We start from the raw sequence: 3,919 nt of genomic DNA, 5'->3' as shown, positions 1-3,919 counted from the left end.
AAAGGTGCCTCTCCTCATGGCAGAGGTGGCTCATTTTTTTGTCTTAAGTGGCTCAAAAATTTGGCAGAGGTGTCACTTTTTCATGGCTGTACTCAAATTCAGCAAGTAACTTTCGAAAAGTTGCAGTTAAACAACTATCCCTCCATTAATAACAAAATTATGTAAATGAATATAGTTTGTTATTCAACTAACCTGCCCCGTTAGTTGAAGAAGGACAATGGCAGCTAGAGACAACCATGTAACAATTTACTTAATTTCTTTATTGGGTGGTAGAAATAAAGTAATCAACATAATAAGACCAATTATTAACTGTAAACTAGGGAGAACTAGAGCTGATAGAAACCCCTTGTTGTAAAGATCAATAATTCTCATTACCTGAAAAGAAGTAAAAATTATCATAAGTATTATTAAACCAATTCGGTATTTAAATTTAATATTCATTTATTACCTCCTTACTAAATACCATTGTTCAACTAAACTGCCCCGTTAGTTCTATAAGAAAAAAAAGCTGCCTAAGCAGCCCCGTGATCTTCAACTAAAGCATCCGTTAGTTCAACAATTTTACTCGTTCTCTTAATTCTTTTATTTCTTTAATCATCTGTACTGGATAATCACTTGGTGTTGACTCTCTCAATTTTTTTTCCTCAAATACTTTAAATTCCAGCAAGACTTTCCAAAAATGTTCTGCTCCATCTAAAATAGCATCTAAGAATTCTCTTTCAGGTAATATAGCTTGTGCAAACACCTCAACAGGTTCCCATTCTCCCTCAATAGAAAATTCCAATAAATTGCTGTTTATTGATATTAATTTCAAAATATATGGATCGATACCATACATTATCTCAACCTTACGTTTGTCTAAATAGCCTTCAACAGCATGTATATAAGTTTGTTCCCATAAATCTAACCCACTAGGAATATTTCCTACAACAATTTGATCATTATACTGAATCATTATATGCATTTGAATATACTCCGGAGTAAATTTTCGATGTTCAAAAATTTCTCTTAATTTTAGAGAATCATCTAAGGATGTTTGACGCTCATCACCATTGCAATATTCAACTAGAAATGTACTTATTTTAAACATCATAAAACTCCTTCAGATAATTTACTCTTTATTTTTATGTAATTGCATTTTCAACTAACCTGCCCCGTTAGTTCCAGAAGAATCTTTACTTTATAAGAATAAATTCGTCATCCTTGAGCCTCGTAACAGAACATTTATTCATACTTTCGAAAACTTTTAACCTATCTTCAATTGACCTACCTAATTGGTCTGGAAATAAATCTTCCCTATCGTAGTGAGGAAAAATTGTTTTATTTGTTATTCCTATCGATGTTAAATCTTGAATATCTACATTGTTCATCTGTGGTGTGAAAAAATTTACAACTTCTATGTTTTGTCCAAAAATAATTGCTCCAGCACTACTCCTACAAATACAATATCTTGTTTAGCTAATTTCTTTAATATCGAGTCAGCTCCACTTTTCTTCAAGTGATATAACAAATAAAAAGGATTTCCTCCGTTAATGTAGATAACATCATAATTTTCAAGTGAATCAGGTTTATCGAACTCTACATCAGTAAAATCAACCTGATTGAATCCCATCCTCAGCAAATCTTCTTTCGCCTTAATTGCAAACTTATTGGTCTGTTTTTGTTGAGAAGCAGTAGTAATGATAGTTGCCTTTTTACTCGCTAAATGACCTTTAATGAGTTGCAAAAAGTGTTGTTTAATTACATCAGTAAAAAACCCATTTGATGTTAATAAAATCTTTGACACATATCCCAACCTCATTTAATTTTATTTATTCTTTTATTTAAGCAAACAATAAAAATCACCTGCTATAAAGATTCTTCTTCCACTAAACTGCCTCTTTAGTTCAATAAGAAAAATGGCCGTCTAACCAGCCCGAAGATCTTTAACTAAAGCACCCGTTAGTTTAAGTAAGATACTTCACAGACTTTAATAGAATTGGTTATTTATTTACCACTTAACTCTGAATTAATTGAAAATTTCTCCCTAAATCTAATTAGAAACTAAATAAAGCCACCGCAATAACTAATAAAGATACTGGTATAAAAAACATACCCCAACTATTTTTACCTTTATTTTTAAATTCCTCTATTCCTATAATTGCAATAAAAATTCCAAGCAATAAAGATGATATTGGACCATACAAAAAATCTTTTGTAATTAAGCCGTATGCTGAAAGTGCTATTACAACTAAAGCAAGAATTATTTTAATAATTTTCAACTCAATTCCCCCTCGAATTATTGAACTAAACTGCCCCGTTAGTTGAATATCAAAAGCCTCACTTAGACACTACATCTTTTCATTATATTACCATATTATTGATGCGTTTCCTTTTATTATTAGAAAGAAAATTTTGTGAGATTAACGAAAAAGCAATGCAAAAAACAATGCTAATTTGCACAATCGTGGTATCAAGATAAATAATCTACTTGACGCAAGTGAACAAACCACCATCATTTCAATAATGTGTAGGTATTACCCTTATTATAAAATTGATGTTTTTTTGTACTCTGATTTTCCTTGTCTTTATATAGAAGAAACTGACAAAGTAAAAGCCCTTCCACAAATAAGTTAACCCGTTCAGTAATCTGGTACAAAATCTAAATTAAACATACAAAAAGAGCCTAAATTCGCATGAATTGGGCTCTTTTGTTTACCTATATATCCATGATGAACTTCAACTAAAGCAAACGTTATTTGTACAAGAAATTAATATTAAGGTCCAGTACCACAAGATATTTTATATGTGCCTTCTTCAATCTTTTTCGCATAGCATAAGTGACCAGTGCTTCTAGTTACATTATCCCAATCATTCCATATGACATCATATAGCGTCCCGTATTGTTTATCCTTAATATTTTTGTCTTTAATTACCGCGAAAAAGCTTTGATAAGGATGCCCAGCATTTTGTATATAGTTTCTTATTGCACTTCTTGGAGAATTATCATTGTGCAATATTGGTGCTAAAATTGGAAGCGAAATAATAAAGAATACTAAGACAATACAAAAAATGAAAATAATTTTCCTTATCCTCATATTTTTGCCACCTTTCTACGTACTACATATATGTTTCTCTATTACAACGTATAATGCCTTCTCTTCTTCAACTAAACTGCCCCCCTTAGTTCAATAAGAAAAAATGCTTTACTCCTTGTTGAGGTAAAGCACCCGTTAATTTAATAATGAAAGTATATTTTTAAATAGAAATTTCGGAAGTAATCCAACCTTTTATAAAATCTTCTAAAGAAGAAGCAATCCAAGTTCGGCTATCATCCTCATGATTCCATACATATATGTCATCCTTTTGAATACTCCCATTTATTATGGCGAAACCGAATAAATCCCCATTTCCCGCATCGGAAAAAAACAGTAAATTATCAAATGGCATATAAATATCTTTATAATCTTCAAAATTTCTATAAAACAAGTTGTCTTTTATGATTTGTTCGGTTGACCAAATCAAAGGACAATCAAAATTATCAAATACTCCATTTGTTTCATTGAATAGGTCTAATAACTTTTTTGGTAATTCAATATTTAATTTTTCTTTAATTAGAGTTATTTCAGGATTGGTTGCTGGTGCTTTGAAGTGATGTTCTTTTGAAATTGTCTCAATGTAATTCTTCCACATATTTTAATTCCAGCCCCTATAAATTTTTCTATCATTCAATAATTCATCACTGATCATATGTTATCCTTTTTCAACTAACCTCCCTCTATAAATATTGATGTATCAACGGTTTGCACCACTTCGTAATGTAGAAAAAATATTTTTTATATAATTTATAAACAGAGTCTTGAATTTCTTGTTTTTATTACCAAATAGAGCGTACGCTTCGCTAAAACTAATGGAAATCATTAGCTTTTTTCTCCACTAT

At 30.6% G+C, this 3,919-nt stretch carries 4 protein-coding genes and 1 pseudogene; all 5 read right to left on the bottom strand.

Annotation, left to right across the window (positions count from 1 at the left end; translation table 11 throughout):
• Positions 1 to 547: 547 nt before the first annotated feature.
• The 5 genes and pseudogenes from C8K15_RS19730 to C8K15_RS19710 all read right to left on the bottom strand — a co-directional run bounded on the left by C8K15_RS19730 (position 548) and on the right by C8K15_RS19710 (position 3,672).
• Entirely contained in the window at positions 548 to 1,090 is a 543-nt protein-coding gene (locus C8K15_RS19730; protein WP_108588092.1) for a hypothetical protein, read from the bottom strand.
• Positions 1,091 to 1,175: 85 nt separating this feature from the next.
• A pseudogene (locus C8K15_RS19725) lies at positions 1,176 to 1,801 on the bottom strand (Type 1 glutamine amidotransferase-like domain-containing protein).
• A gap of 235 nt (positions 1,802 to 2,036) precedes the next feature.
• Positions 2,037 to 2,261: a DUF3953 domain-containing protein gene (locus C8K15_RS19720; protein WP_108588091.1), complete on the bottom strand. Its 225-nt coding sequence runs from the start codon at positions 2,259 to 2,261 to the stop codon at positions 2,037 to 2,039.
• A 495-nt stretch (positions 2,262 to 2,756) separates the two neighbouring features.
• Complete coding sequence (locus C8K15_RS19715) at positions 2,757 to 3,077, bottom strand: hypothetical protein (RefSeq protein WP_108588090.1); 321 nt, start codon at positions 3,075 to 3,077, stop codon at positions 2,757 to 2,759.
• A 160-nt stretch (positions 3,078 to 3,237) separates the two neighbouring features.
• Positions 3,238 to 3,672, bottom strand: a complete 435-nt coding sequence (locus tag C8K15_RS19710) for an SMI1/KNR4 family protein (RefSeq protein ID WP_108588089.1) — start codon at positions 3,670 to 3,672, stop codon at positions 3,238 to 3,240.
• Positions 3,673 to 3,919: the final 247 nt, after the last annotated feature.

Origin of the sequence: Paenisporosarcina sp. OV554 (assembly GCF_003058165.1) — a bacterium.
Taxonomy (GTDB): domain Bacteria; phylum Bacillota; class Bacilli; order Bacillales_A; family Planococcaceae; genus Paenisporosarcina.
The sequence above is the reverse complement of the archived record's forward strand: the minus strand, read 5'-3'. Positions and strand labels throughout refer to the sequence as shown.